The 23,914-nt window shown below is 49.7% G+C and carries 24 protein-coding genes and 2 pseudogenes; 25 read left to right on the top strand and 1 reads right to left on the bottom strand.

Annotated elements, in window-relative coordinates; genetic code table 11:
• Nucleotides 1-39 precede the first annotated feature (39 nt).
• The 11 genes and pseudogenes from rpmF (at nucleotide 40) to ACFSUC_RS00815 (ending at nucleotide 8,658) form a co-directional block, all read left to right on the top strand.
• A complete protein-coding gene (gene rpmF / locus ACFSUC_RS00865) occupies nucleotides 40-210 on the top strand; it encodes a 50S ribosomal protein L32 (protein ID WP_379927492.1) in 171 nt (56 codons plus the stop codon).
• Between the two features lie 262 nt (nucleotides 211-472).
• The gene (gene fapR / locus ACFSUC_RS00860; RefSeq protein WP_379927491.1) at nucleotides 473-1,069 is read left to right on the top strand and encodes a transcription factor FapR; all 597 of its coding nucleotides are present in this window, start codon (nucleotides 473-475) and stop codon (nucleotides 1,067-1,069) included.
• Nucleotides 1,066-2,055 (top strand): phosphate acyltransferase PlsX, encoded by a 990-nt coding sequence (gene plsX / locus ACFSUC_RS00855; RefSeq protein ID WP_379927490.1) that lies wholly within the window; start codon nucleotides 1,066-1,068, stop codon nucleotides 2,053-2,055. The genes fapR and plsX overlap by 4 nt, the downstream gene beginning before the upstream one ends.
• A gap of 10 nt (nucleotides 2,056-2,065) precedes the next feature.
• On the top strand, nucleotides 2,066-3,052 hold the full coding sequence (locus ACFSUC_RS00850) for a beta-ketoacyl-ACP synthase III (RefSeq protein ID WP_379927489.1): 987 nt from the start codon (nucleotides 2,066-2,068) through the stop codon (nucleotides 3,050-3,052).
• Nucleotides 3,053-3,084: 32 nt separating this feature from the next.
• On the top strand, nucleotides 3,085-4,032 hold the full coding sequence (fabD, locus tag ACFSUC_RS00845; protein WP_379927488.1) for an ACP S-malonyltransferase: 948 nt from the start codon (nucleotides 3,085-3,087) through the stop codon (nucleotides 4,030-4,032).
• Between the two features lie 36 nt (nucleotides 4,033-4,068).
• A complete protein-coding gene (gene fabG, locus ACFSUC_RS00840) occupies nucleotides 4,069-4,812 on the top strand; it encodes a 3-oxoacyl-[acyl-carrier-protein] reductase (RefSeq protein ID WP_379927487.1) in 744 nt (247 codons plus the stop codon).
• A gap of 63 nt (nucleotides 4,813-4,875) precedes the next feature.
• A complete protein-coding gene (acpP, locus tag ACFSUC_RS00835; RefSeq protein ID WP_379927486.1) occupies nucleotides 4,876-5,109 on the top strand; it encodes an acyl carrier protein in 234 nt (77 codons plus the stop codon).
• Nucleotides 5,110-5,339: 230 nt separating this feature from the next.
• On the top strand, nucleotides 5,340-6,578 hold the full coding sequence (gene fabF / locus ACFSUC_RS00830; RefSeq protein ID WP_379927485.1) for a beta-ketoacyl-ACP synthase II: 1,239 nt from the start codon (nucleotides 5,340-5,342) through the stop codon (nucleotides 6,576-6,578).
• A 71-nt stretch (nucleotides 6,579-6,649) separates the two neighbouring features.
• Nucleotides 6,650-7,336 carry a ribonuclease III gene (gene rnc / locus ACFSUC_RS00825; protein WP_379927484.1) on the top strand — a complete coding sequence of 229 codons (687 nt, stop codon included), beginning with the start codon at nucleotides 6,650-6,652 and terminating at the stop codon, nucleotides 7,334-7,336.
• 169 nt (nucleotides 7,337-7,505) lie between these two features.
• Nucleotides 7,506-8,092, top strand: a pseudogene (locus ACFSUC_RS00820) (IS1595 family transposase); the annotation flags it as partial.
• A 50-nt stretch (nucleotides 8,093-8,142) separates the two neighbouring features.
• Nucleotides 8,143-8,658, top strand: a complete 516-nt coding sequence (locus tag ACFSUC_RS00815) for a hypothetical protein (protein WP_379927483.1) — start codon at nucleotides 8,143-8,145, stop codon at nucleotides 8,656-8,658.
• A 19-nt stretch (nucleotides 8,659-8,677) separates the two neighbouring features.
• Here the strand turns inward: ACFSUC_RS00815 and ACFSUC_RS00810 are convergent.
• A pseudogene (locus tag ACFSUC_RS00810) lies at nucleotides 8,678-9,161 on the bottom strand (transposase); the annotation flags it as partial.
• 155 nt (nucleotides 9,162-9,316) lie between these two features.
• Between ACFSUC_RS00810 and smc the strand changes: the two are divergent.
• The 14 genes from smc to ACFSUC_RS00740 all read left to right on the top strand — a co-directional run bounded on the left by smc (nucleotide 9,317) and on the right by ACFSUC_RS00740 (nucleotide 23,912).
• Entirely contained in the window at nucleotides 9,317-12,892 is a 3,576-nt protein-coding gene (smc, locus tag ACFSUC_RS00805; protein ID WP_379927482.1) for a chromosome segregation protein SMC, read from the top strand.
• Between the two features lie 103 nt (nucleotides 12,893-12,995).
• Complete coding sequence (gene ftsY, locus ACFSUC_RS00800; RefSeq protein WP_379927481.1) at nucleotides 12,996-14,021, top strand: signal recognition particle-docking protein FtsY; 1,026 nt, start codon at nucleotides 12,996-12,998, stop codon at nucleotides 14,019-14,021.
• A 153-nt stretch (nucleotides 14,022-14,174) separates the two neighbouring features.
• Entirely contained in the window at nucleotides 14,175-14,513 is a 339-nt protein-coding gene (ylxM, locus tag ACFSUC_RS00795) for a YlxM family DNA-binding protein (RefSeq protein ID WP_379927480.1), read from the top strand.
• A gap of 167 nt (nucleotides 14,514-14,680) precedes the next feature.
• The gene (gene ffh / locus ACFSUC_RS00790) at nucleotides 14,681-16,036 is read left to right on the top strand and encodes a signal recognition particle protein (protein ID WP_379927479.1); all 1,356 of its coding nucleotides are present in this window, start codon (nucleotides 14,681-14,683) and stop codon (nucleotides 16,034-16,036) included.
• 48 nt (nucleotides 16,037-16,084) lie between these two features.
• Nucleotides 16,085-16,357, top strand: a complete 273-nt coding sequence (gene rpsP / locus ACFSUC_RS00785) for a 30S ribosomal protein S16 (protein WP_379927478.1) — start codon at nucleotides 16,085-16,087, stop codon at nucleotides 16,355-16,357.
• 21 nt (nucleotides 16,358-16,378) lie between these two features.
• The gene (locus ACFSUC_RS00780) at nucleotides 16,379-16,609 is read left to right on the top strand and encodes a KH domain-containing protein (RefSeq protein ID WP_379927477.1); all 231 of its coding nucleotides are present in this window, start codon (nucleotides 16,379-16,381) and stop codon (nucleotides 16,607-16,609) included.
• A 373-nt stretch (nucleotides 16,610-16,982) separates the two neighbouring features.
• The gene (gene rimM, locus ACFSUC_RS00775; protein WP_379927476.1) at nucleotides 16,983-17,501 is read left to right on the top strand and encodes a ribosome maturation factor RimM; all 519 of its coding nucleotides are present in this window, start codon (nucleotides 16,983-16,985) and stop codon (nucleotides 17,499-17,501) included.
• Nucleotides 17,501-18,244 (top strand): tRNA (guanosine(37)-N1)-methyltransferase TrmD, encoded by a 744-nt coding sequence (gene trmD, locus ACFSUC_RS00770; RefSeq protein WP_379927475.1) that lies wholly within the window; start codon nucleotides 17,501-17,503, stop codon nucleotides 18,242-18,244. Before rimM ends, trmD begins: the two co-directional genes overlap by 1 nt.
• A 140-nt stretch (nucleotides 18,245-18,384) precedes the next feature.
• Complete coding sequence (rplS, locus tag ACFSUC_RS00765) at nucleotides 18,385-18,735, top strand: 50S ribosomal protein L19 (RefSeq protein ID WP_379927474.1); 351 nt, start codon at nucleotides 18,385-18,387, stop codon at nucleotides 18,733-18,735.
• 110 nt (nucleotides 18,736-18,845) lie between these two features.
• A complete protein-coding gene (gene lepB, locus ACFSUC_RS00760) occupies nucleotides 18,846-19,475 on the top strand; it encodes a signal peptidase I (RefSeq protein WP_379927473.1) in 630 nt (209 codons plus the stop codon).
• Nucleotides 19,472-20,362 carry a ribosome biogenesis GTPase YlqF gene (ylqF, locus tag ACFSUC_RS00755; RefSeq protein WP_379927472.1) on the top strand — a complete coding sequence of 297 codons (891 nt, stop codon included), beginning with the start codon at nucleotides 19,472-19,474 and terminating at the stop codon, nucleotides 20,360-20,362. Before lepB ends, ylqF begins: the two co-directional genes overlap by 4 nt.
• Nucleotides 20,363-20,577: 215 nt before the next feature.
• Entirely contained in the window at nucleotides 20,578-21,519 is a 942-nt protein-coding gene (locus tag ACFSUC_RS00750; protein ID WP_379927649.1) for an AAA family ATPase, read from the top strand.
• A gap of 5 nt (nucleotides 21,520-21,524) precedes the next feature.
• A complete protein-coding gene (locus ACFSUC_RS00745) occupies nucleotides 21,525-22,631 on the top strand; it encodes a DUF58 domain-containing protein (RefSeq protein WP_379927471.1) in 1,107 nt (368 codons plus the stop codon).
• Nucleotides 22,632-23,912: a DUF4129 domain-containing protein gene (locus ACFSUC_RS00740; protein ID WP_379927470.1), complete on the top strand. Its 1,281-nt coding sequence runs from the start codon at nucleotides 22,632-22,634 to the stop codon at nucleotides 23,910-23,912. It abuts the gene before it with no gap.
• Nucleotides 23,913-23,914: the final 2 nt, after the last annotated feature.

Raw genomic sequence — 23,914 nt, 5'->3', positions numbered from 1 at the left:
TTGGATGGAACCAGATTATTTCGGTAAGGAGGTGGGATCATGGCAGTACCACAAAGAAGAACTTCCAAAACTCGCCGCGACATGCGCCGCACGCATTTCAAGCTTGAAGTACCAGGAATGGTGAAATGTGACCATTGCGGAGAAGCAAAAATGGCACACCGTGTCTGCAAATCCTGTGGACAATACAAAGGAAGACAAATCGTGCAATAAACAAAAAACAGCGCTTCGTCGAATTCGATGGAGCGCTATTTTTTTATGGAATTCGGAAAAGATGTATATTTTCACTTCACAATTCGTACGCTTTTTTATATACTACATTTAGTACCTGGTATTAAAGGTTAGTCACAGACCGTCCTATATCCGTTTATCGAGCGAGATGGAGGTCTGGATATCGATAGAGAGTTACCGCAGCACTGAATAAGCAAGTTTGCAGCATTGCAGCAGGAAAACAACAGGAAAGGAAGGCTCGAATATGGAGCGGTTGCCGAAGCGAAAGCGTCAAGAGCTGCTGGGACAAAAAATTAAACAGCATCCCTTCATTACGGATGAAGAGCTGATGAAAGATTTTGGTGTCAGCATTCAGACCATTCGACTGGATCGTATGGAACTTGGGATTCCTGAGCTTCGGGAACGGTTAAAGCTCATGGCGGAGCTTTCCTATGACGAAGTCAAGTCGCTGCCAATGGATGAGGTCATCGGTGAAGTCGTAGATTTGCAGTTGGACAAAAGCGGTATTTCCATATTCGAAATCAAGAAGGAGCATGTATTCTCCAGAACGAAAATTGCCCGGGGTCATCATCTGTTTGCACAGGCCAATTCGCTGGCGGTTGCGGTGATCAACGACGAGGTCGCACTGACAGCCACGGCGGATATTCGTTTCCTTCGTCCCGTAAAGCTCGGAGAAAAGTGCATCGCCAAAGGCTATGTTCGCTCTGTGAGCAGCGGGGAAAAAGGGAAAGCGAAGGTGGAAGTGTTCACCTATGTCGCAGATGAGCTGGTGTTTCAGGGGAATTTTACGGTCTTCCGTTCTGCAGGTCACATGGCTCAGGAAAGGAGCATGGAGCAATGAGGATCGCAGTTGATGCAATGGGAGGGGATCAAGCCCCTCGTTCGGTAGTGGAAGGCGCGGTGCTTGCTGCGCAGGAATACCCCCAGGCCGAAATTATGCTGGTGGGACATGAGGCGCAGATCAAACAGGAAAGTCCCGCTACGCTCCCGGGCAATATCCGGATCGTACACGCAGAAGACAAAATTTCTTCCGATGATGAGCCGGTTAGAGCGGTTCGCCGCAAAAAACAGTCCTCCATGGTTGTAGCTGGACAGCTGGTGAAGAATGGGGAAGCGGATGCGATGATTTCCGCAGGCAATACGGGTGCACTGATGGCAACCGGTCTGCTCGTCATTGGCCGTTTGCCTGGGATTGAGCGTCCGGCGCTCGCCCCGATGCTGCCGACCATGGACGGCAAAGGTGTACTGGCTCTGGATTTGGGCGCGAATATGGATGCCACAGCGGAGCAACTGCTTCAATACGCCGTGATGGGCAGTATTTACCGTTCCAAAGTCAATGGCATGGACAAGCCGCGTGTGGGCCTGTTGAATGTGGGAACGGAAGAAGCGAAAGGCAATGAAGTGGTGAAGCAGGCATATGCACTTATGCAGGAAGCACCGATTCACTTTGTCGGCAACGTCGAGTCCAGGGATATCTTTCAGCGCAACTGTGATATTCTGGTATGTGACGGTTTTGTAGGGAATATTTTATTGAAAACGATGGAAGGAACGGCGGGAACCATCTTCGGCGTGCTAAAAGAGGAGTTTACCCGTTCATTCATGTCCAAGCTTGCGGCCGCCGTCCTGAAACCGGGACTGGTGCGGTTCAAAAAGAAGCTGGACTATACAGAGCATGGAGCAGCGCCGCTGCTCGGTGTGAACGGACTGGTTCTGAAAAGTCACGGTTCATCCGATGCCAATGCGATTAAAAACGGCATCCGTCAGGGCCTGCATGTGCTCGAGCAAAATGTAGTCGGTTCCATCCAAGAGGAAATCAGCAGGAAGTGAGAGGATAGACATGGACATCAAATCGGTAGGCATCTGGGGTGCAGGCAAATACGTGCCTGAGAAAATATTAACGAATGAAGAACTGGAAAAAATGGTGGATACCAATGATGAATGGATCACCAGTCGCACTGGAATGAAGGAGCGCAGAATTGCAGCAGATCATGAAGCGACTTCTGATCTGGCGTATCAGGCAGCCAAACAGGCGATAGAGCGGGCTGGCATTCAAGCGGAGGACCTGGATCTGATCGTCGTGGCTACGATTACGCCCGATATGAATTTCCCTTCAACCGCATGTCTGCTGCAGGATCGGCTCGGGGCGAAGAAAGCAGCCGCCTATGATATAGCGGCCGCATGCTCCGGTTTCATTTATGCGCTGGCTAATGCGAGCAATTTCATCGCCATGGGCATTTACAAGCATGTCCTGGTGGTGGGTGCGGAGACCTTGTCCAAAATCACAGATTATACCGATCGCAATACCTGCATCTTGTTCGGTGACGGTGCAGGGGCGGTCGTACTGGGCGAGGTTGCGGCAGATCGCGGTTTCAAGTCGTTCGAGCTCGGGTCGGACGGTTCTGGCGGAGAACTGCTCAAAGTTAGTGCGGGCGGTTCCAGAATGCCAGCTTCCACTGCGACCATCGAAGAGAAGAAGCACTACATCTATATGGAAGGTCGGGAGGTCTTCAAGTTCGCGGTTCGCATTATGGGTTCTGCGGCGGAACGGGTGCTTGAGAAAGCGGGCATGTCCAAGGAGGATGTGGATCTGCTTGTGCCTCATCAGGCCAATATTCGGATCATTCAGGCCGCTATTGAGCGACTGAATCTTCCAAAGGAAAAAAGCGTCGTCAATATCCAAAAATACGGCAATACTTCGGCCGCTTCCATTCCACTGGCGCTGGCTGAAGCTTATGAGGAAGGCAGAGTGAAGGAAGGGGATTGTCTCGTACTGGTCGGATTCGGTGGCGGATTGACCTGGGCCTCTTCTGTACTCGTTTGGTAAGACATCCAAGTTGAACAGGAAGGGGTATGAGCATGGGCAAGACAGCATGGGTATTCCCGGGACAGGGAGCTCAGAAGGTAGGTATGGGACACGATTTTTATGAGCAGTATACGGCATCGCGCACGATTTTTGATGAGGCCGACGCACAGCTGGGCTTCTCCCTCACGGATCTGATTTTCCAGGGGCCGGAGGAGGAACTGAAGAAAACGGCGCATACACAACCGGCATTGCTGACGACCAGTATCGCCATTCTCCAGGCTTTCAAGGAGCTGGGTTTGCAAGCTGACTATACAGCTGGGCATTCATTGGGTGAATATTGTGCGCTGGTAGCGGCAAATGTTCTGTCCTTTGAAGATGCGGTACGGATCGTGCGCAAGCGTGGCGAGTTCATGGAGAGCGCTGTTCCGGCAGGCGAAGGGGCGATGGCTGCGGTACTCGGTGCAGACCGTGACAAGCTGGAGCAACTGTGTTCGGACATTTCCGCTGAAGGGCATTCACTGGAAATGGCAAACGTCAACTGCCCAGGTCAGATTGTGATCTCAGGCAGCGCACAAGGTGTGGCGTTGGCGGTGGAACGTGGCAAGGAAGCTACGGGTGCCAAGCGGGTCATGCCGCTGGAGGTTAGCGGGCCGTTTCATTCCAGTCTGATGCAGCCGGCTGCGGATGAACTGGCGAAGGTACTGACGGATCTCACTTTTGGTGATGCATCGATTCCGGTAGTGTCCAATGTAACCGCACAAGCTGTAGAAGAAGGACGTGAGCTGCGCCAGCTGCTGGTCGATCAGGTGGTGTCTCCGGTTCAATGGGAAGACAGTGTGAAATGGATGATTGAGCAGGGCGTAGATACGTTTTATGAGATTGGATCTGGCAGTGTGCTGGCAGGACTGATCAAGAAGATGGATCGCAGTGTGAGCGTGGTGTCCATCAATAGTGTAGAAGCGCTCGAAAAGGTACAGGCCAGCTTGAGTCAGACCGAGTAGACACGGCAATGTGAAATAGGAAGAGGAGGATGGGAGATGTCATTAAGCAATCAGGTTGCGCTCGTGACGGGTGCTTCACGTGGGATCGGAAAAGCGATCGCACTGGCCCTTGCGGAAGCGGGTGCCGATGTAGCCGTCAATTATGCGGGCAGTGAGCAGGCCGCCCAGGAGGTGGTGGAGCAGATTGAAGCGATGGGACGCAAAGCGGTCAAAATCCAGGCAAACGTCTCCGATTCAGCTCAAGTCAATGAAATGATTCAGCAGGTGACGGATCAATTTGGAAAATTGGACATTCTAGTCAATAACGCTGGTATTACGCGAGACAACCTCATCATGCGCATGAAAGAGGAAGAATTTGACGAGGTCATCGCGACCAATCTCAAAGGGGTATATAATTGCATACGTGGCGTGACGCGTCAGATGATGAGACAGCGTTCAGGACGTATTGTGAATATCTCCTCTGTTGTAGGCGTGCTGGGTAATGCCGGACAGGCCAATTATGTGGCTGCCAAAGCAGGAGTGATTGGTTTGACTAAATCTTGTGCGCGCGAGTTTGCCAGCCGCGGGATTACGGTGAATGCCGTAGCTCCGGGATTCATCGAAACCGACATGACCGATGAGCTGAAGGACGAGCAAAAAGCGCAAATCCTGCAGCAAATCCCGTTGGGTCGGATGGGCCAGCCTGAGCATATTGCCAAAGCGGTCGTCTTCCTTGCATCGCCGGATGCCGCTTACATGACAGGACAAACCATTCATGTCGATGGTGGCATGGTGATGTAACCAGCCTGACCTATGGCATTTTAAACTGAATTCTCGTATAATACCATGGAGGAGGTGAGCCGGGTGACAGAAGTACTGGATCGTGTAAAGAAAATCATCGTAGATCGTCTAGGTGTTGACGAATCTGAAGTGACAATGGAAGCATCTTTCAAAGATGACTTGGGCGCAGATTCTCTAGATGTTGTCGAACTAGTCATGGAATTGGAAGATGAGTTTGATATGGAAATCTCTGATGAAGATGCTGAGAAAATTTCAACAGTGGGAGAAGTCGTGAATTACATAAGCGCACAAAAGTAATTCGACGATTGAATCCCATCCAGCAGTCCCGTTTGCTACAAACGGGACTCTCTCACATTTACCTGCTCACTGAACAGGCATCGTGCAAGACGATGCGAATAGGTACGGGTTTGAAGAACGACTGGATACAGAAAGAAATGGATACAGGCATAGAGGGTAAAATGCAAAGTATGTCTTGTCTTTATATAGATTACTGGGTGTTCCAAAGCTAGGGATAGAGGTGTATACGGATGAAAAATAGAGTCGTCATAACAGGAATGGGTACGATCACTGCATTAGGCAAAGAAGTGGAGACGTTCTGGAGCAGCCTGCTGGAAGGCAAATCCGGCATCAGCCAGATTGAACATTTTGACACTTCGGACTACTCAACTAAAATAGCCGCATACGTAAAAGATTTTAACGCGGAAGACTATTTCGAACGCAAGGAAGCCAGACGCATGGACCGCTATGTGCAGTTTGCTGCAGCAGCGAGTCTGCAAGCGCTTCAGGATGCGGGTCTGAACATTCAGGAAGATACGGATCCCGAGCGTGTGGGGGTTTATATTGGTTCAGGTATTGGTGGACTGGGTACATGGGAAGAGCAGCACCGTACGATGCTGGAGAAAGGGCCAAAGCGGGTCAGTCCATTTTTCATTCCGATGATGATTGCCAATATGGGATCGGGACAGGTATCCATGATAACGGGTGCGAAAGGGCCTAACAGCACACCTGTATCGGCCTGCGCAACAGGTACGCACTCCATCGGTGATTCATTCAAGATCATTCAGCGCGGAGACGCAGATGTCATGATCTGTGGCGGTGCGGAAGCGACCATTACCCCGGTTGGGATGGCAGGCTTCTGTTCCATGCGCGCCATGTCAACGCGCAATGAGGAACCGGAAAAGGCGAGTCGTCCGTTTGACACAGGACGCGACGGATTTGTAATGGGTGAAGGTGCCGGCATTTTGATTCTCGAATCACTGGAGCATGCACAAAAACGCGGCGCGAAGATTTATGCCGAAGTCATTGGCTATGGCATGAGCGGAGATGCCCATCACATGACGGAGCCAGACCCGAGCGGAGCCGCAAGATGTATGAGAAGCGCGATCCGGGATGCGGGAATTGAAGCAGAAGAGGTGCAGTACATCAATGCACACGGAACTTCCACTCCTGTCGGTGACAAGTCTGAAACCGAAGCCGTGAAAAAAGCGTTTGGCGACCATGCCTACAAGCTGGCGATCAGCTCCACGAAGTCCATGACGGGCCACCTGTTGGGAGCAGCCGGCGGCATTGAAGCCGTCATTTGCGGGCTCGCCCTGCAAAACGGGGTGATTCCTCCGACGATTAACCTTGAGGATCAAGACCCGGCTTGTGATCTGGATTATGTGCCCAATACGCCGCGTCATACGGAATTGAACATTGCCATGTCTAATTCCTTCGGATTCGGCGGCCATAATGCAACCGTCATTTTGAAAAAGTTTGAAGCCTAGTGCCCGATCTTCAAGCTTCCACAGTGAGCGAAAAGCTGTGAACCAGCTGAGCAGCAAAGGGGGGGACATCGATGCACCGTAATTTACAGGAATTGCAGCAGCGCCTGGGTGTGCAGTTTGAGGAAAAGCGATTGCTGCAACAGGCGTTTACCCATTCTTCTTATGTGAATGAACATCGCATGGAGAAGTATGAGGACAATGAACGCCTGGAATATTTAGGCGATGCCGTGCTGGAGCTTGCCATGTCCGAATATTTGTATCATCGCCATCATACGTTTTCTGAAGGTGAGTTGACCAAGCTGAGAGCTTCCATTGTCTGCGAGCCATCTCTTGTCCACTTTGCAGATCAGCTGCAATTCGGCGAGTATGTGCGCCTGGGCAAAGGGGAAGAGATGACGGGTGGACGAACACGTCCTGCTTTGCTGGCCGATGTGTTTGAAGCTTTTATTGGCGCATTGTATCTGGACCAGGGCTTGCCGGCAGTCAAGACATTCCTGAAGCAGTACGTTTTTCCTCAACTTGCGGATGACGGGAAACCACAGGTGCAGGATTACAAGACCCAGTTGCAGGAAAAGGTTCAGCAGCAGGGGCTTGGCAGTCTCAGTTACCGCATTACGGACGAGCGGGGACCTGCACATGATCGGGAATTCGTGGCGGAGGTTCATATGAATGATCAGTTGCTCGGAACAGGCAGCGGACGATCCAAGAAGGAAGCCGAACAAAGAGCAGCTGCCGAAGCGTTGAAAGCATTGGTGTAAAAGTGTGACAAACTCCCAAACTACCAGGTTAGCGCACAGGTAACCTGCAGTGGTTTGGGCGTTTTTTTGTCGTTTAGTATATTTAACGTTTAAAGTTATATATTACCTTATTTTATATAAAATTTATTTTAATAACTATGTAAGATGTAAAGGTGGATTGCAGGCTGAAGCATTCCAGGGTATCGTTGAAATGGACGAGACCTACTTTCTGTACTCAGAAAAAAGCAAACGGAAAATTGCTGACCGTAAACCCCGCAAACGCGGAGGAAAAGCCAAATATCGTGGTATCAGCAAAGACCAGGTATGTGTCCTCGTCGCCCGAGACCGTAAGAAGACGACCTACTCAGGTGTTCTTGGGCGTGGTCGTATTCGGACAAACAAATTAGATGAAGCGATTGGCGGTCATCTGTCGGAATCGAACGTGCTTTGTACGGATGCTTGGCGGGCATTCAGCTCCTATGCGAGTGTAAAAGGCTTAGCTCACTACCGATTCAAGTCCGATGGCAAACAACGGGTGAAGGGTGTATACCACATCCAAAACTCAACAGCTACCACAGTCGTTTGAAGAAATGGATAGACCGCTTCAATGGTGTGGCAACCAAATATTTGCAACATTATTTGGCTTGATTCCGTTATATAGACAGCAAGGAATATGAGAATACGGCATCGAACAAGAAAAATATGTTGGTTAAATCATGCCTGTTTACGGTGAATGACACGAACAAACTGCTTCGGATTTCTGCGTATTCTTGTTGAGATAGCGGGCGACAAAAAAACGGTTTACAATGGGAGGAATGGGACTTTTGATGAACAATTTCAAATCAAGAATTTTATTTATATTATTTGGAGCATTATTATTAGCTGGTTGTAGTGGGAATGTGGTTAACTTACAAGACGGGGATACGCATGTAACCAAAGAAATGAATGAAGTCATTTCTGATTACATTATTCAAAAGTATTCAACCTTATATTATGAAACAGAAAAGCAATTTGAAATCCACAAAGTGTATGGCACAAATGAAACGGACGGGGTAATAACCGTCTATATTTGGTCTTATTATGGTGGCTTTAATAAATCGACTGGAACAGAATTTCAAGCTGGGCATTCATTACCTGCCGTAATTCAGTTAAGTAAAAATGGAGAGAAGTATTCTGTTATTGAATACATAGAACCTCAAGACGGTGATGAGTATCAGCCCTCTCTGAAAAAAATGTTTCCCGAAAAATACTTTAAATTGGCTCATCAAGATACTGGGAACATAAAGGAATTGCGACAAGAAATGAATGAAAAAGTAACCCAATGGTTAGAAAAGCCAGAATAGTTGTGAATTAAAATTGAGGTTTTAAGAGAGCGTCATCCGTCGGGAAGATGCTCTTTCCCTTGGTCACCTTTCGTAATTGGCGATGATAGCTTTCGATGATATTGGTGGTGTAGATCAGCTTTCGGATCTCGGGTGGATACTTGAAGAAGGTGGCAAGCTCCTCCCAGTTGTTGCGCCAGGAGCGAATGATGAGGGGATACTTGCTTCCCCAGGTTTCTTCAAACCGATCCAGTTTCATCAAAGCCATTTCTTCTGTCGCGGCTTTATAAATGGGCTTCAGATCCGCTGTGACCTTTTACAAATCCTTGTAGGAAACATAACGGGTGGAATTGCGAATCTGGTGAATGATGCACTTACGTCTCGGTTCTTCAAATCATTCAGTACGCTCAGCCAAAACTTTGCAGATTCATTTTCGCCAATCCACATGCCCAGTACGTCCTTATCCCATCGAGATCAATCCCGATGACCATGTAAGCTGCTTTGTTGATGATCGCGCCATCTTGCTACACAGTTTTTCTCGTTCTTTATTTGTACGGTTCGAAGGATGATTACATGCATATCGCACCCTAGCAGACGGGTTGTTCTCATCCAGGCAAACGAATAAAAAACGAATTCGCTTTTGGCAGACATGTGATACAATGTAGGGTGGGGTGAGATCATGTATTTAAAGCGATTAGAACTGGCGGGATTCAAGTCCTTTGCAGAAAAGACCGAGCTTGAATTTGTGCAAGGCATCTCGGCCGTCGTCGGTCCAAATGGAAGCGGCAAGAGCAACATCTCCGATTCCATCAGATGGGTGTTGGGAGAGCAAAGCGCTCGCTCGCTTCGAGGCGGCAAAATGGAGGATATCATTTTTGCCGGGAGTGATTCGAGAAAAGCGGTCAATTTTGGCGAGGTCTCCTTAACCTTGGACAATACGGATCAACAGCTGTCGCTTGACTATAGTGAAGTCACGGTTACACGCCGACTGCATCGTAGTGGAGAAAGCGAATACTTTATCAATAAACAGGCCTGTCGTCTTCGTGACATTACGGAGTTGTTCATGGATACGGGGATTGGAAAAGAAGCGTATTCCATCATCGGTCAGGGTCGGATTGAGGAAATTCTCAGTACCCGTTCTGAAGATCGGCGAGGTATTTTTGAGGAAGCGTCGGGCATTGTAAAATATAAGTCACGAAAAAAAGAAGCAGAGAAAAAACTGGATGACACGGAACAAAATCTGATTCGTATTCATGATTTGATTGCAGAGATTGAAGATCAGATTGAACCACTTCGGGAGCAGGCAGAGAAAGCCGCGACCTTCAAACAGCTGAAGGAGCAATTGAAGCAAAATGAAATATCCGTTTATGTGCATCAGATTGAAGAAATCCACCAGTCCTGGAAGGATGCGGAGCAGCGACTGGAGGAGTTGAAGCTGCGTCAGGCTGAACTGGCTGCAGTCGTCTCACGGCATGACGTACAGCTCGAAGGACAGCGCACGTACATACGCAACCTGGAAGAAGAACTGGAACAGTTGCAGCAGCAATTGCTGACATGCAGTGAGGAACTCGAAAAGAGCGAAGGCCACCGCGAAGTGCTGAAGGAGCGGGAGAAGAACCTGCATCAGCAGCTTGATTCCAGGCAGGAGAAATGGGATCGCGATCAGCATCATCAGACGGAAAGAGAACAAGAGCTGGCGGAACTGAGACAAAAGCGTGATCAATTGAAAGACCGCGTTCAAGAACTGGAAACGACCATTGAAGCGGAAGCAAAGCGATTGCAGGGGATTGCGGGTGAAGTGACCGAGGATCATGAGGATCGCTTGAAAACCGAGCTGCTGGAGACCTTGAACGAAGCGGCTCAGCTACGTAATGAACTGCGATATCTGGATCAGCAAAATGAGAGTGCAGGCAAGCAGGCAGCTAAGCTGACAGAGGAGTATGAGAAATCAGCCGAGCAGGAAAAACGGCTTGCCCAGGAGCTCGCGGATACAGAGCGCAAGCAGCAGGAGCTGGTTTCCCGTTTGAATGAGACCAGAGAAGGTTATCAATCATTGGCGGCGCAATTGGAAGAGAAGCAAAAGCTGCTGGAAGAAGCCCTGTTGGCAGAGCGGAAATGGGAGCAGCAGCTCGATGCCATGCAGTCCCGTCGGGATACGATGAAAGAAATGCAGAACGATTTTGATGGTTTCCAGCATGGGGTCAAAGAGGTACTAAAGGCCCGTGAGCGTGGAAATGGACTGCGAGGGGTACACGGAGCTGTGGCAGAGCTTGTTCAGGTTCCGGCCCGACTTGAAAAGGCGGTAGAAACGGCGCTTGGCGGTGCGCTGCAGCATATTGTGATGGAAGATGAGGCAGCTGCGCGAACCGCCATCGGATTTCTCAAGTCGAGACAGTTGGGGCGGGCGACCTTCTTGCCGCTTAATGTTATTCGTGGTCGGTTCATACAGCATCAGGAGCGATCCAAACTGTCCGGTATCGAAGGATTTGTAGGGATCGCAGTAGACCTGGTGGATTATGAAGACACGTATGATTCCATCGTGTCGAGTTTGCTGGGCCAGGTGGTCATTGCGGAAACGCTGGAGCAGGCAAACCGGATCGCGGCGGGCTGTCAATATCGTTACCGGGTCGTGACCCTGGATGGGGACGTCGTCAATGCGGGAGGCTCTATGACAGGCGGAAGCTCGCAGCGCAAGTCGGCGAATTTGCTCGGACGTCATCGGCAAATAGAAGAATTAGATGAGAAAATGGCAGAGATGAGCGCACAATTGCAAGCCTTGAACAGCAAAGTGGGCGCCATGCGAACCTTTATGCACGAAGGCAAGCAAAAGCTGGAAGCCTTGCGTGAAGAAGGAGAAAGCCTGCGTTTGCAAGAGCAGCAATGGAATAGCGAGATGAAGCGCGTACAGGCAGAGAAGGAGTCTGTCGCCATGCAGTTGCAGATTGCCAGACAGGAGCTTGAGCTGAACCGCACTGAATCGGGTGAGCTGACCGGACGCAGACAGCACTTGGAGGAAAAGCTGAAGGAAGCTGAGCAGCAGGAGCAGCATCTTCACCACCAGATCAAGCAGGCCGAGGAAGCGAGAAAATCGAACCTCAGCGTGAAGGAACAGTTGCAGAGCACGTTGACCGACTTGAAGATCGAAGCCGCCTCGCTTACGAAGGAGCAGCAGGGATATGACGAGCAGTTGAAAAAGCTTGCCAGTTCCATGAAGGAGCTGTCCCGAGAGATGGAGGAAGGTCAGCAGTTTCAGCATCATATTGAGCAAAGCCTACAGGAGATGATTACCCGAATATCCGGTCAGATCGAACAGATCAACCAGCTGAGAATTCAAAAGGCCGATATTGGGGAGAAGCTGGAGTATAAACGGGCGGAGCGCATCAAGACGATTCAGGAGCTGGAGCTCAAGGAAAGCGATACGAAGGAGCAACGGGCAGAGCTGAAGCAGGTAGAGCAGCATATGCACCAAACAGAAGTCAAAGTCAATCGGCTGGATGTAGAGCTGGAGAATTTGCTGAAGAAGCTGGCCGAGGAATATGAGCTGAGCTTCGAACTGGCCAAGCAGCGATACCCACTACCGGAGGACGTGCAAGCCGCGCAAAACCTGGTTCGGGAACTGAAGCGGCAGATCAGTGCCCTGGGAGATGTCAATCTCGGAGCGATTGAGGAACATCAGCGGATCAGTGAACGGTTTGCCTTCCTGAGTGATCAGCAGCAGGATTTGGTTGAAGCCAAGCAACAGCTGTATGGGGTGATCCAGGAGCTGGAGAAGGAAATGTCGCAGCGATTCAGAACGACCTTTGACCAGATACGCGTTCATTTTGTCGATGTATTCTCGAAGTTGTTTGGCGGGGGACGCGCTGACCTTATTCTGGAAGATCCCGATCATTTGCTAAATACAGGTATTGAGATCGTGGCCCAGCCGCCCGGCAAGAAACTTCAGAACCTGCAGCTGTTGTCAGGAGGAGAGAAAGCGCTCACCGCCATTGCGCTGCTGTTTGCCATATTGAATGTGAAGCCAGTTCCGTTCTGCGTGCTGGATGAGGTCGAAGCGGCGCTCGATGAAGCCAACGTAGCGAGGTTTGCCCAGTATTTGCGTACCTTCTCAGAGATGACACAGTTTATCGTGGTGACGCATCGCAAGGGAACGATGGAAGAGGCGGATGTCCTCTATGGGGTCACGATGGAAGAGGGCGGCGTGTCCAAACTTGTTTCCGTCAGACTGGATGAGGAAGAAGCGCAGGTATCCGCCTAAGTGAAGGATTTAAGTGTTGTTATCCTCTCTATGAGGAGGAACGCATGTAAATACAAACCAGATTTTCGACATCAGATCAGATAGGAAAGGATGAGAGTCCCCGATGAGCTTTTTTAAGAAGCTGAAGGAGAGCATCTCCACAAAAACAGAGAATGTCACGAACAAGTTTAAAGAAGGACTGACAAAAACAAGATCCGCATTTGTGGAGCGTGTCGAGGATCTGATGATCCGCCGCAAAAAGATCGATGAAGATTTCTATGAGGAATTGGAGGAAATTCTCATCACGGCGGACGTAGGAGTCAATACCGTGATGGAATTGATCGATGATCTGCGCAGTGAGGTGCGCAAGCGTAAAATTGAGGATGCCGCCGAACTTCAACCGGTATTGTCTGAGAAGCTGGTTGAGCTGCTGCAGGGTGAAGATCAAGTGACGGCCAATCAGATCAAGCTCTCTGACAATGGGTTGACGGTGATCTTGTTCGTCGGCGTCAACGGAGTGGGAAAAACAACAACCATTGGCAAGCTAGCTCACCGCTATCAGCAGGAAGGCAAGCAGGTTGTCCTGGCGGCGGGGGACACTTTCCGTGCCGGCGCGATCGAACAGTTGGAAGTATGGGGAGATCGCGTGGGAGTTGAAGTCATCAAGCAGCAGGCAGGGTCCGATCCGGCTGCGGTCATCTATGATGCCTTGAAGGCAGCCAAAAACCGGAATGCAGATATTCTCATTTGCGATACGGCAGGACGCTTGCAGAACAAGGTCAACCTGATGGAAGAACTCAACAAGATTTACCGAGTGATTCAGCGAGAGGTACCGGATGCGCCGCATGAAGTGTTGCTTGTCCTCGATGCGACTACCGGACAGAATGCGTTGTCCCAAGCTAAGCTGTTCGGGGAGAAGACCGGAGTGACCGGCCTGGTGCTGACGAAGCTGGACGGGACCGCAAAAGGCGGGATTGCCATTGCCATCAGACAGGAAATGGATATTCCAGTCAAGCTGGTGGGTCTGGGTGAGAAGATGGATGATCTCCAGGATTTCGATCCGGATCAATTCGTCCATGCACTGTTCAGTGATTTCATTCAACGGGAAGAAGAGCGGGAAGAGCTAGAGGAACCTTCAGAGCGCCTGTAAAGACCCCGGATATAGGCAAATCCAACTTCATTTATTCTGAAACAGATCGGTGACAAGGAAATATACTTGACACCGATCTTTGTTTCCAGTAAGATAGGTGAAGTGTCAAGGAAAACGGATTTGCAAGGACAGACGGAGCAAGGAGGATGAGCCATGGATGCCCTGGATAAAGTAACTCGCATCAACATGTTGATCGATGTCTACGCTCCGCTGCTTACGGATAAACAGCGTGCTGTTCTGCTGTATTATTATCAGGACAATTATTCACTCGGAGAAATATCTGACCTGGTGAAAACGAGCCGGCAGGCCGTATTCGAGCATATCAAGCGCGCAGAGCAGTCGCTTGAGGATGTAGAAGACAAGTTGGGTCTGCTGCGCAAGGACGAATCGAGACGGGATACGCTGCAAGCTATGGAACACCTGCTACAGGATAAGCATCCCGAAACGATGGCGCTGCTGGCACCGTATTTCAGGAAACTCGAACAATCCTGAGCCACAGCAAATACGCCACATCCAATACGATGGAAACAGATCGATATACGGATATCGTTCCATATACATGGATACAGAAATGCATGGTTACAGAACGAAATAGATGGATATAGATTGAAATGTCCGGACAGGGACATCGCGTTTGATTACACGGAGGAGGTGAGGACATGGCATTTGAAGGTTTGACGAGTCGATTGCAAAACGTATTCGGAAAGCTGAAGGGCAAAGGAAAAGTAACCGAAGAGGATGTAAATGAAGCGATGCGGGAAGTCCGTCTTGCGCTTCTGGAGGCCGACGTTAACTTCAAGGTCGTGAAGCAGTTCATTTCCACGGTCAAGGAAAAAGCGGTCGGACAGGAAGTGATGAAAAGCTTCACCCCGGCGATGGTCATCATAGATATCGTGAACAAAGAGCTGACAGAGCTGATGGGCGGAACGCAAAGTAAGCTGGAAAAATCCAACCGTCCTCCAACGGTTATTATGATGGTGGGGTTGCAAGGTGCAGGTAAGACGACCACCACTGGAAAGCTTGCGAAATTGCTCCAGAAGCAGAACCACAAGCCGTTGCTGGTAGCCGGTGATATCTATCGGCCAGCGGCCATCAAGCAGTTGCAAACACTTGGCGAGCAACTGAAGGTGCCGGTCTTCTCACTTGGCGATCAGGTGAGCCCAGTAGAAATCGCGCGCCAAGGGATTGAGCTTGCGAAGAAGGATCATCATGACTATGTGTTGATTGATACGGCAGGACGACTGCATATCGATGAGAACCTGATGGATGAGCTGAAGCAGATTCGCGAGACCGTCAAGCCAGATGAGATTTTGCTGGTCGTCGATTCCATGACCGGACAGGATGCGGTCAACGTAGCTGAAAGCTTCCATGCGCAAATGGAACTGACCGGTGTCGTCCTTACGAAGCTCGATGGGGATACCCGTGGCGGTGCGGCGATTTCTGTCAAGGCCGTGACAGGCTGTCCGATCAAGTTTGCTGCGATGGGCGAGAAGCTGGATGCCCTGGAGCCGTTCCATCCTGAACGCATGGCATCCCGGATTCTCGGTATGGGCGATATGCTCACCTTGATCGAGAAGGCACAGTCCAGCATCGACGAAGACAAGGCGAAGGAACTTGAGCGCAAAATGCGCAAGGCGGAATTCACCTTCGAAGATTTCCTGGAACAGATGGAGCAGGTGAAGAAGCTCGGTCCGCTGGATCAGATTATGGATATGATGCCGGGCATGGGCAAAATGAAGGGCATGAAAAATCTGAATGTGGATGACAAGCAAATGGCCCGGGTTGTCGCCATTGTCAAGTCCATGACGACAGAGGAAAAACAGCATCCCGAGATTCTAAACGCAAGTCGCCGGAAGCGGCTGGCTGCCGGAAGCGGGACGTCGATACAAGAAGTGAACCGCCTCATCAAGCAGTTTGACGAAATGAAGAAAATGATGAAGCAGTTCTCAGGTATGATGAACAACAAGCAAATGAAAAAGAAAATGAAAAAAGGGATGAACTTCCCTTTTGGTTAAACCAGGCATCACGCTTGGTATTGATTCTTGCAAGGAGGTGAATTCAACATGGCAGTACGTATCCGTTTAAAACGTATCGGTGCTCACAAAGCTCCATTCTATCGTTTGGTTGTATCCGATTCCCGTTCTCCTAGAGACGGTCGTTTCATCGAGGAGATCGGTACTTATAACCCGATTGCTCAACCGGCTGAAGTTAACATTGACGAAGAGAAAGCAATGAAATGGCTGCACAACGGTGCTCAGGCTTCTGACACTGTACGCAACCTGTTCAGCAAAGCTGGAATTATGCAAAAATTCCATGAGTCCAAGCTGCAGAAATAATGGATTGGAAGGGGATCGCTTATGAAGGATCTGATTCAAGTCATCGCGAAAGCTTTGGTTGACCATCCAGAGGATGTCCATGTAGAAGAAACGGAGAAGGAGCACGCGATCGTGTACGCCTTGTCTGTTCATCCGGACGACATTGGCAAAGTCATCGGCAAGCAAGGCCGAATTGCGAAAGCCATGCGTACCGTTGTGACATCCGCCGCAGTGAAGTTGAACAAAAAAGTGATTGTAGATATTCAGTCGTAACAGATTGCAATCGATCTGCAGCACAGGGGTTGGGAACTATTTCCTAACCCTTTTTACATATGCCCGGTTATTTAGGTTTCTCGCCAGGTTCTCAGGGGGTCTCCCACTTGATTGTACGCGTTATCCTCAAATCTTTCTTGCATGTTATGTTGCAGGTACAGTTTGCAGAGAGCGCATGTGAAGTGGGGCATACTATCCATACGGATGAACAGGCAACAGGCGAATCGTTGGACGAAACGCCTAGGTGGCCTTTGGATATAGAGCAGTGCAGTACAGAAAAGAAGTACAGAAGAGATGTGCAAGTCAGAAGAACAGCGTAATAGGGATTTTGGAGTATAGATTCAGAAAAAAAGTTTGAAGAGGAGGAAACAAGATGGAGGAAAAACTGTATCAGGTAGCTAAAATTGTGAATACCCATGGCATCAGGGGGGAACTGAAGGTCATCTCCACGACAGACTTCGAAGAAGAGCGATTCGCAAAGGGAAGCCAGCTTTGGCTGTCTCATCCAAATGAATCCAAACCGATTCCATGGACCGTTAAGTCGGCAAGACCGCACAAAGGATCTTATATTATCCTGTTTGATGGATTTACCAATATCAATGAAGTGGAAAAGTATAAAGGGGGAACGCTCAACATTACAGAGCAGCAGTTTGTCCCCCTCGAGGAAAATGAGTACTATGTCCATGAAATTGTAGGCTGTGAAGTCATCACGGATGAAGGAGTGCATCTGGGCAAGATCAGGGATGTTCTGACGACCGGAGCAAACGATGTGTGGATCGTCAAAGGTGAAAAGGGCAAGGAGATTCTCATTCCATATATTAAAGATGTCGTGCTCGAAGTGGATATAGAGGCCAAAAAAATCCGTATTCATCTGCTAGAAGGGCTTGTCTGATGCGGATCGATGTGTTGACTTTGTTCCCGGAGATGTTTGGCTCCTTTTTTGAAGCAAGCATCATGGGCAAGGCACAGGAAAAAGGGATCGTTCAGTTTCAGGCTGTCAATTTTCGTTCCTTCTCCACGAACAAGCATCAAACGGTGGATGACTATCCGTATGGCGGCGGTGGGGGAATGGTATTGAAGCCAGAGCCAATATTCGGTGCGGTGGAGAATCTGGTGTCGGCCTCCGATCGACCTGCTGCGTCGCCGCGAGTGATCCTGCTCTGTCCGCAAGGCGAGCCGTATCATCAGCGCAAGGCAGAAGAACTGTCCAGAGAGGAACACCTGATTTTGGTCTGTGGACATTACGAAGGCTATGATGAGCGCATTCGGGAACACCTCGTGACGGACGAGATATCGATCGGCGACTATGTCTTGACTGGTGGAGAGATTCCCGCGATGACCATCATCGACAGTGTCGTTCGACTGCTCCCCGGCGCTCTGGGCAACGAAAGCTCTGCGATTACCGATTCTCACAGTACAGGCAGACTGGAATATCCGCACTATACGCGCCCCGCCGTCTATCGTGACTGGGCGGTCCCGGATGTGCTGCTGTCCGGCCATCATGAGCGAATTGAAGAGTGGAGACAGAAGGAATCTCTGCGGCGCACCTGGCAGAGAAGAAGGGAAATGATCAATCCGGACAAGCTGACGAAGGCAGAGAAAAGCTGGATTGCAGAGTTTGAACGGGAAACGTAAAATCCATATTGTGTTTCCGATATGGATATGATAAAATATGTTCTGTTGGTTTGAATACGGTGGTCCTCTGCTGGAGCTAGAAGCGACAGGCTTTCTGGCTTGGATAGTATGAACACTTGTGTGGAAGGAGGACATAAGCGATGAATCAAGAGCTATTGAAAGAAATTACTCAGGAGCAAATCCGTCAGGACGTTCCAGCGTTCCGCCCAGGGGATACTTTGAAAGTACACGTAAAAGTTATCGAGGGTACACGCGAGCGTATTCAGGTGTTTGAAGGTGTTGTTATCAAGCGCCGTGGCGGTGGAGTAAGCGAAACCTTTACGGTTCGCAAAGTATCTTACGGGGTTGGAGTGGAAAGAACATTCCCACTGCATACACCAAAGATCGATAAAATCGAAGTAATCCGTCATGGTAAAGTTCGCCGTGCGAAACTTTACTATCTGCGTAGCCTTCGTGGTAAAGCTGCCAGAATCAAAGAAAGAAATAGATAAGGTTGAAGAGAGGACTTGGCTATCAAGTCCTCTTTTTAGCAAGTATAGAACGGAAAACAAACGGACAGAACAGAAAACAAGATTCCCCTCACTCAAAAGGATGAACGCCGATGGAGCAAGACGCTCATCATCAGACAACCCTTGCCCGCACCCGCTGGAACTGGAGAAAGTGGCTGATACTGGCCATCATTCTGTTTATTCTATATCACCTCATTCGCGGGTATATGCTCAGTTTTTATGTGGTGGCCGGCATATCGATGGAACCTCACTTTCAACACGGGGATCGTGTGGTGGTCAATCAACTGATTTACCAGTTTCGTATGCCAAAGCGCGGAGAAGTGATTGTATTTGACGCGCCGAATGGACAGAAGAATCTCATCAAGCGAGTGATCGCCTTGCCGGGAGACTCTATCATGGTCAAGGGCGACGATGTGTGGATCAGCGGGCAACGTGTGAGAGAGCCTTATATTGCAAATGAAATTCGTCTTGCTCATCAGCGAGGCACTTTATATAACAAGTTCAACAATTATCGTATTACGACCGAAGGTATTGTTCCCGCCATCGTACCTGACGACACCCTGTTTGTCATGGGAGACAATCGCCCGTACAGCAGGGACAGCCGATCCAGAGACGTCGGATTCATTCCGATTGAGGATGTGCTCGGAAGAGCAGAATTTGTATGGTGGCCGGCGGGACAGGCACACAAGGTCGATCATCCCGAACCGGAGGTAGGCGCATGACAATACAGTGGTTTCCGGGACATATGGCGAAGGCCCGTAGACAAATTGAAGAAAAATTAAAGTTAATCGATGTGGTGATTGAGTTGCTGGATGCCAGAATTCCTCTCTCAAGCCGCAATCCAATGATTGATCAGATTCTCCAGCAGAAACCGCGAGTCGTCATTCTGAACAAATCAGATATGGCGGATGAGCAGGTTACCGAGAACTGGGTGGCTTGGTTCGCTGAGCAGGAGCTGGAGGCCATTCCGGTGGATGCGACATCCGGGAAAGGAGTCCCTCGCATCGTACAGGCATCAAAAGAAAAAATGGCAACCAAATTCGCGGCCATGCGCAAAAAAGGAATCAACCCGAGACCGGTGCGTGCGTTGATCGTGGGTATTCCGAATGTCGGCAAATCGACCCTCATAAACCGAATGGCAGGTCGGAATGTAGCCGCAACAGGCGATCGTCCTGGCGTTACGAAGGCTCAGCAGTGGATTCGGGTGGGTCAGGATATGGAACTACTAGATACGCCCGGCATTTTGTGGCCGAAATTCGAGGATCAGCAGGTCGGTTACCGATTGGCAGCGACCGGGGCCATCAAGGATGAAATTCTTCATCCCGAGGATGTGGCCTTCCATACCATCAAGTATATTATCACGTATTATGGCGATATGCTGCTCGAACGGTATGACCTGAATGAACTGCCTGCAGATACGGAAAATCCGTCTGAAGTCGTTGACTTTATGGAAATGATTGGGCGTAGACGAGGCTGTCTGCAGAGTGGGGGTACGATTAACCTGGAGAAAACATCACAGGTTATTCTGCGCGATCTTCGCACCCTGAAACTTGGAAGACTGAGTTTTGAAACCCCGACAGAGCATGGTTCAGACGTGACAATCGGATAGACTGGAAAAGACTTCGAAAGCGAAGTCTTTTTTTTGTTTTCAAATGGGAAATGATGGGGAACACGGCTGGATTTTCATGGTGAAAACCTTTACAATATAAGTAATGCAAACGTTTGTCATTTTAATAGAATGGAACATGCAGGAGAGGGGAAGAGGAAATGGATTTAGAGAAACAGCAAACAGAATGGCAACATGCCGCACCGCAATCGGTGTCCATGCCGCAATGGATTGCGCATATTCAGCAGGTGATCGTCGGGAAACAAGAGGTCATAGAGCATTTACTTGTTGGCATGCTGGCCTCCGGACATGTCTTGCTTGAAGATGTCCCTGGCACGGGGAAAACATTACTCGCCAAAGCGATGGCTCGTTCGATAAACGGGGTTTTCAAGCGCATTCAGTTTACCCCTGATTTACTGCCAAGTGATCTGACGGGCATTTACTATTTCAATCAGAAGAGTGGAGAATTTGAATTTCGAGCAGGACCGGTCTTCTCCCATATTTTACTGGCCGACGAGATTAATCGGGCCACACCACGAACGCAGTCTGCATTGCTCGAATGTATGGAGGAAGGGCAGATCAGTTTGGAAGGACATACCCACACGCTTGAACAGCCATTCCTAGTCATTGCGACCCAAAATCCGGTGGAGCAGCAGGGGACTTTCCCGCTTCCGGAAGCTCAGCTTGACCGTTTCATGCTGAAGACCCGTATGGGTTATCCAGATCACGAAGAGGCGGCACAAATTTTAAAGCGTTTTCAGCAAAATCAGCCGCTGGCCGATTTGCAGCCCCTATTAGATCATGCTTCTCTGATACACATGCAGGAACAGGTCAGACAGGTTCATGTCAGCGATGAGCTGATTGCCTACATCGTGCGCATTGCGGAAAAAACGCGTGAGCATGAATCTATTGCGATCGGGGTCAGTCCGAGGGGCACCCAGAGTCTGCTGCGCGCTGCCCAGGCGCTCGCTTTCGTGAAGGAGAGAAACTATGTGCTGCCGGATGATGTGAAATCACTCGTCTTACCGGTATGGGCACACCGTCTGGTTCTCAGTCCGCAGGCACGCATGAAGCACATGTCCACCGAGCGTTTGCTGGAACAACTGTTGCTGGAGATCGAGGTGCCGGCCGATCATGTCGCAAGTGGAACGGCAGGCTGATTGCGATGCATTGGATTTTTTTGATTGTGCTACTGCTTGTGCTGCTGCAGCGGGCATTGTTTGTCCGAATGGGTATGAAATTTGTGACGTATGAGCGCATTTTGAACAAGGACTCGTGTGTAGAGGGCGAAGAAATTCAGATGATTGAGAAGGTCACCAACGCGAAGTGGCTGCCTGTTCCCTGGCTTCGAATGGAAGCCGCGATTCCTTCTCAGCTTGTCTTTTCTGGTGGCAAGGAAATTGAACTGGAAGTCATGGCAGGCACCTTGACGCAGACCCATTCCAGCCTGTTCAGTCTGTTTCCGAATACCCGTGTAACCCGTCGTCATCGCTTCACTTGCCACCAGCGAGGGGTCTACATATTGAAAAGTGCGACGATGAGCTTTGGCGACCTGCTCGGGATGGCCCGTCGGTATCAGACGTACTGGACGAACCTGAGACTGCTGGTTTATCCAGAACCTGTGCCCTGGGAGGACATTCCTTACCCGGTGAGACAATGGATGGGGGAAACAGAGGTCAGACGCTGGATGATCCCGGACCCGTTTCTGTTTGCAGGGGTCCGATCGTATCAGGCAGGGGATTCGCTTCATGAGGTGAACTGGAAAGCCTCTGCCCGTGCAGGAGCGCTGCAAGTTCATCAGAAGGGTCATAGTGCGGACTATTCTGTCATGGTGCTGCTTAATGTTGAGGATCGGGAGGACATCTGGAAGCATGTGATTCAAACCGAGATGATTGAATACGGCATTAAGGCATGCTCCACCATTATGCATCAGCTTCATCAGAGACAGCTGCCTTTTGGATTTGCATCCAATGGATATGAGTTGGAAGATAAGCTGAAAGCGCCGGTTTATATTGCCAGAAGCAGCGGAATGGAGCCTTTTCTGCGTACTCAGGAGGCGCTGGCTAGACTGAAGATAGAGTCCGCTGTGCCTTTTCATGATTTGTTGGCGCAAGTCGCGGATAAGGAATCTGTCCAGACGGATTGTCTGATCCTGACCGCTGTTCTGACCGAGAAGGTGAGCATGCAGATAGATCGGCTGAGGCAGCAAGGCAGACAGGTCATGGTCTATGATCTCTCAGCCTTTTCAGCACAAGGGGAGAAGGTGAGCTAGATGAAGCGATTTTCACTGGGGTTGCTCTTATGGAGAGGCGTGCTGGAGCAGCTGCTCTTCTTTCCATTGTTATTGGGATTGTTTACCTTTGTAAATCTGCATGATCAATCTCCGATCGCTCTCTGGAAATGGGTGGTGCTGCTCACACTATGCTACGCAGCAGGGGGCATATGGATTTCGTATATGCGGAAATGGCGCGTGTACGGGGTTCTGGCAGCAGGTCTGTCTCTGGCCATTGCGGTCAGTGCGATGCTGAATTTTAGCGGAATGTTCGCATTCACCTGGTATGGGATTGGCACCATCGCATTTGCGAGGGGCGCCTTTTTCGGAGAGGTACGATGGATTGAGCAGAATCTCCGAAATTATATGGGTCTAGGCTTTTCCTTTCTCGGTGTCATGTTTTATCATTTTCCTGAGGATACGAGGCCTTACTGGCTGACCGTCACTGTGTTGGGGCTAGGCTTTCTTGCGGCTACCTTGGTTTTGCTTAATCAGGAGATGATGCAGCGTGAGGCCAAATATGGAGATGCCAAAACCCCGATTCCCAAACAGATGAAGGTACTGAATGTCATCATGGTCATCGGATTTATGCTGCTGTCGATGGCATTATTCAGTATGAGGTGGGTACAGCAATCCTTTGGTCTGATCTGGGATCAGGTGAGAAGACTCTTTTTGGGCTTCATGGACTGGATGCACAATATGATGAAAATGGAGGAACCGATCGATGATGCGGCGGGACCGAATATGGAATTGCGTCCGGAGGATATGCTGCTGATCGAGGAATCCAGACCGCCTTTTTATGAATATTTTCGTTACTATCTCGAGCTGGTGCTGGAATGGGTATTCGTCATTGTCATGATCATCGGAATTCCGGTTTATCTCTGGCTGATGTGGAAGTTTGTCATTCCGAATCTCAAGTCATTTGTCCGCTGGCTCGGCATGCAGCTTCAGCAAACTGTCGGTAAGCAAGAGAAAATCTATGAAGATACGGTAGAGTATATTCAGCCGGAAAAAGATGAAAAGAATCGCTCCAGAACGTCACCGTTAAAGTCTATTCAATCTGTATGGCGCAAGCTGTCCAGGAAGGAACAGATCATTCAGCAGTACAGAAAGCTGACCCGGGAATATGCGAAGAAAGGGGTCCGTTTCTTCCGCCATGAGACACCGAATGAAGTCGGAAAGCGAATGCTGGAAAACAATGAGGAGGATCAGCGGAGAATTGTTTCTACCATTACCGCTTATAATCAAGTAAAATACGGAGAAAGAGATGATGAAGGTTAAAG

Source organism: Marinicrinis sediminis, assembly GCF_042685085.1.
In the GTDB taxonomy this organism is placed as follows: Bacteria; Bacillota; Bacilli; order Paenibacillales; family KCTC-33676; genus Marinicrinis; species Marinicrinis sediminis.
This window is presented reverse-complemented; position numbering and strand designations above follow the sequence as displayed.